The 3,530-nt window shown below is 42.6% G+C and carries 7 protein-coding genes; 1 reads left to right on the forward strand and 6 read right to left on the reverse strand.

All coding sequences use genetic code 11. From position 1 onward, the window contains the following. Positions 1-169: 169 nt before the first annotated feature. Positions 170-955 carry a zonular occludens toxin domain-containing protein gene (locus FYJ39_RS20130; protein ID WP_154474088.1) on the reverse strand — a complete coding sequence of 262 codons (786 nt, stop codon included), beginning with the start codon at positions 953-955 and terminating at the stop codon, positions 170-172. After that, positions 955-1,116 carry a hypothetical protein gene (locus FYJ39_RS20645; protein ID WP_195840492.1) on the reverse strand — a complete coding sequence of 54 codons (162 nt, stop codon included), beginning with the start codon at positions 1,114-1,116 and terminating at the stop codon, positions 955-957. The genes FYJ39_RS20130 and FYJ39_RS20645 overlap by 1 nt, the downstream gene beginning before the upstream one ends. 64 nt (positions 1,117-1,180) lie before the next feature. Between FYJ39_RS20645 and FYJ39_RS20650 the strand changes: the two genes are divergently transcribed. Further along, entirely contained in the window at positions 1,181-1,468 is a 288-nt protein-coding gene (locus FYJ39_RS20650; protein WP_195840493.1) for a hypothetical protein, read from the forward strand. On the opposite strand, the gene FYJ39_RS20655 is transcribed toward FYJ39_RS20650, so the two are convergent. The 4 genes from FYJ39_RS20655 to FYJ39_RS20660 form a co-directional block, all read right to left on the reverse strand. Beyond that, positions 1,465-1,623: a hypothetical protein gene (locus tag FYJ39_RS20655; RefSeq protein WP_195840494.1), complete on the reverse strand. Its 159-nt coding sequence runs from the start codon at positions 1,621-1,623 to the stop codon at positions 1,465-1,467. The two genes, FYJ39_RS20650 and FYJ39_RS20655, sit on opposite strands and share 4 nt — an antisense overlap. Before the next feature lie 120 nt (positions 1,624-1,743). Then, entirely contained in the window at positions 1,744-2,736 is a 993-nt protein-coding gene (locus FYJ39_RS20140) for a hypothetical protein (RefSeq protein WP_154474090.1), read from the reverse strand. Between the two features lie 89 nt (positions 2,737-2,825). Next, positions 2,826-3,044: a hypothetical protein gene (locus FYJ39_RS20145; RefSeq protein ID WP_154474091.1), complete on the reverse strand. Its 219-nt coding sequence runs from the start codon at positions 3,042-3,044 to the stop codon at positions 2,826-2,828. Next, the coding region (locus tag FYJ39_RS20660) for a hypothetical protein (RefSeq protein ID WP_407923870.1) at positions 3,020-3,530 on the reverse strand (511 nt) is incomplete at its 5' end. The genes FYJ39_RS20145 and FYJ39_RS20660, both read right to left, overlap by 25 nt.

Raw genomic sequence — 3,530 nt, forward strand, 5'->3', positions numbered from 1 at the left:
ACTCAAACGAGTAACGGAGGGAATCACAGGAATAGAAAATACCATCCTCAATCAGTGGGTTAAAATAATAAAGCATGGGAAGAACCTCCTAAAAAAATGTTAAGCAACGATACAAGTGTAAAGAATTTTTACGGACTTCGGACCTAATTAGACGGAGGTCCGAAGCCGGTCACCGTTTTTTACAGTTCCATTTCCTCACGACCTCATGAAGCTGTACGCGTCCGCCGGCCACCGCGCGGCGGAGCGCTCCCAGCTTCCCCTGTTTCACCAGTTCCGGGAAGGGCATGTATTCAAACTCCTTTTCCGGGAGCAGGGGAGGATTATAGGAATTGAAATACTTTACATACTTTGGAATGTAAGTAAAGCGCACGGAACCGAAAGGGGCCAGGAGCAGGGAATCAATGTTGTAATCATCCACTATCTTTGATTCACCGCTGGCCGATTTATCCGCATGAACAACGGCAACTGTCTTTGTGATACGCCTGGCAACAGAAAAGCAGTTCAGGAAGTTATGGATGATATACAGATGGTCCGTTAGGTCGCGTATCTTCTTATCAACATCAAAGGACTGAGAAAACAGATACACGATATGTTTATACTGCCGCTGGTATTTAAAATAAACCTTCACATGTTCCGGGAAGGACTTGAAATTACGGTTATCCCATACAAGACCCACCTCGTCTATAAGCAGGATAGAATTTTCAGGAAAATGAGAAACACCAATATCAACGGTATCGAAGTAATAAGTTCCAGGTATATGCACGTTGCTATAGACGTGCCACCCTTTTCGACTGTATTTAAGTGCCATTTTACACATAAGCGTAGTCTTGCCGCTGCCTTTCTTGCCAAAGACCATAAAAAGTTTATATGGATTGCGATACTTAAAGAAATGATAAGCAAAAAAGACAATCCAAAACATACCAAAGCCAAAGAGTAGAAAAGAAAACGCATACATTATAACACCCCCTTAAAAAACTGCTTCATGATACGGATAAAGCCAATGGGAAGGAGGATTAAAAGCATGAACTGCCACATGATATTCGTATCAAGGGTAAAAACATCCGGGGACATGGGGAACAGAATCACATCTATAAAAAGGTTGAATAAATCAATCATAAAATCACCTCAATGGGGAAGGGGACGGGGTCCCCTTCTGAACTATACCTGGTGGTAAATACGCATGAAGAACGCAACCACGGCTCCAGCGAAGAACAGACACATGGCAGCTAAAAGGATGGGCTGGGATAAAATCCAGGTGAGCAAAAGCCCACATTCCTTCCAGAGCCAGGCCGTGACCACAGAAAACGTGGCTAACAGACCATTAAGGCCCGTGGCCGGAGTGCCCTCCTCAGCAAAGGCCGAGAAAGCCATAGCAACAGACGCAACACCAGTGGCGACAGGAACACAACGATACTTCTTAATCGCATTCTTAACCTTCAACATAAACAAACACCTCCTTATCATTTAAAAAAGTCGCCTAAATATATCTACAACCTTCCGAAGAAGGGGCAGACCAATAACAGCAATACCGACCCAATAAGAATGCTCCCACAGGAATGTGAAAAGCTTATAAATCTCATCAAAAAGCCAGTTAATAATATCATAAAGTTCATAAAATTCCATGAAATCACCGCCTATCAATCAGCGATACAAAGACATGAAAGAACTTATCCACAATCCATAAAAAGGCGATAAAACCAAAGGCATAACAAACCGGATAGAATTGAATGGGAACATCACCCATCAACGCGAAGATTTTCTCCATAAACATATCAAACAACCTCCCATCAAAACAATAACGATATATGCAAGCGTGTCCGAAACCTTGAATATATGATGATAATGATTCACCTGGATATTGACATATGCATCGCGGTATTGGAGACGGTTCAGACTCCAATAATATTCCCTTACATAGTTGGGGGAGCCATACTCCCTAATAGAGTAAAAGTTATTGCCAAGACAGGGAGTGAGATACACAAGCTTACCTTCCTTGGCATACGGATTAAAATTACCATCCACCAAGCGGCCCTGAATGGTATTAGCCGAAACATTGAATAGACGGCCCTGACTGTCTATATAAAGGGAATCCGCATACTCAGGAGGGAAAAGAAGGGTATATTCCCTGCCCGATATAGATACATCATAACGAAGTACATTAATATAATCATCAGAAACAGAAACCGAACGCGCCGAGCGGAGAGGGGCATCCATAGGAACAATATCTGTAGGGCCTTCCTCCAAGTCAGGACTATCTTCCTCAGCTTCCAGGGAAGAAAGCGAAGCATCCGAAGAGGAAGCAAGACCGAAACCGCCAAAAGAATCACGAATGGTAATAAGTTCGCATAAAATGTATCGGAGCAAGTCATCACGTTTTAAACCCTCAAAATCATCAATATCCATCAAAGTTCTATCATCCATCAATAAATCTACATCTGTATAAGCAGCATTCGAAGGAGATACAGTCCGTATATCATCCACATCCATGTCCCAATCTATATCCCTATCTGACCTGGACGCATTGGAAGATGTAGCCGTATCTGCATAGGCCAGGAGAGGGAAGGAGAGCAGGAACAAACTACTTAGCACCACTAGTTTTAGAGGAACCAGCCTTATGCCGTATTGACCTAGGAGGACGGACCGCCGAAGATGGATTCCCACCAAGGCCACGGAAGGAGATAACCAACGTACCCACAAAAATAGAAATGACAATGACAGCCACAAGAAAATCACCATATGAATAACCTCCCAAAGAGCAACGGAATAATGTCTGGACCATATAAGACAGTACAGCAATACAAAAATCCATTAAATCACGCATAATATCACGACCCCTTATTTAATATCTGAAATACGATTGATAATGAAATCGGAACAACCACAAAGGCAATCAGCCATCCAGGAAGATACTGAATGCAGACGAACAGCCAGCCAAACGCACGCGCCACATTGATAATCACAAAAACAATCATGGTAATGAGGTTGACAATGTAATTAACAACCGTCTGGAAAATAGACGCTACGGCATCAAAGAATTGAAACATCTAAGCCCCCCTTTAAACCTATAATAACCAATACAGAGCATGGCAATGGTAAGTGTCAAGGAAAAGCCAATGGGGATGTTAAGACCCGCAAGGGCTGAATAAACATGATTCATAAAATAAGAAACATCCGCAATGGGAGCGGTAAAACGGCTGAAAAACCCATCATCATACTGAAAATCATCAATAGCTGTCCGGGCATATTCCATGGCCTTGTCCTCTTGTTCCTCCATCTTAGAAAGGGAATCTTTAAGGGTATCATTGGAGGAGGTAAGGCCGGAATTATCATAGCCATTGACAACTTTATCCGTATTCTCATTCTGATTATTGATGATAGTAGTTGTATTGGATTCCTGGGAATCAATAATATCTTCCGTATTATTACGGTCAGATTCAAGCTGTTGCGCATGATGCTGATTCCACTTCGCATACATGTTGGTAAACTCACCAGCCAACTGGTTCCAAAAGGAGTGAAGCTGGTTGCTGATG

It is taken from the genome of Clostridium porci (assembly GCF_009696375.1).
Classification (GTDB): Bacteria; Bacillota; Clostridia; order Lachnospirales; family Lachnospiraceae; genus Enterocloster; species Enterocloster porci.

What these genes read in the sequence shown, in the direction of transcription:
- FYJ39_RS20130 (WP_154474088.1), bottom strand. Translation starts at nt 955, where the DNA reads ATGTATGCGTTTTCTTTTCTACTCTTTGGCTTTGGTATGTTTTGGATT.
- FYJ39_RS20645 (WP_195840492.1), bottom strand. Translation starts at nt 1,116, where the DNA reads ATGATTGATTTATTCAACCTTTTTATAGATGTGATTCTGTTCCCCATG.
- FYJ39_RS20650 (WP_195840493.1), top strand. Translation starts at nt 1,181, where the DNA reads ATGAAGAACGCAACCACGGCTCCAGCGAAGAACAGACACATGGCAGCT.
- FYJ39_RS20655 (WP_195840494.1), bottom strand. Translation starts at nt 1,623, where the DNA reads ATGGAATTTTATGAACTTTATGATATTATTAACTGGCTTTTTGATGAG.
- FYJ39_RS20140 (WP_154474090.1), bottom strand. Translation starts at nt 2,736, where the DNA reads ATGGTGATTTTCTTGTGGCTGTCATTGTCATTTCTATTTTTGTGGGTA.
- FYJ39_RS20145 (WP_154474091.1), bottom strand. Translation starts at nt 3,044, where the DNA reads ATGTTTCAATTCTTTGATGCCGTAGCGTCTATTTTCCAGACGGTTGTT.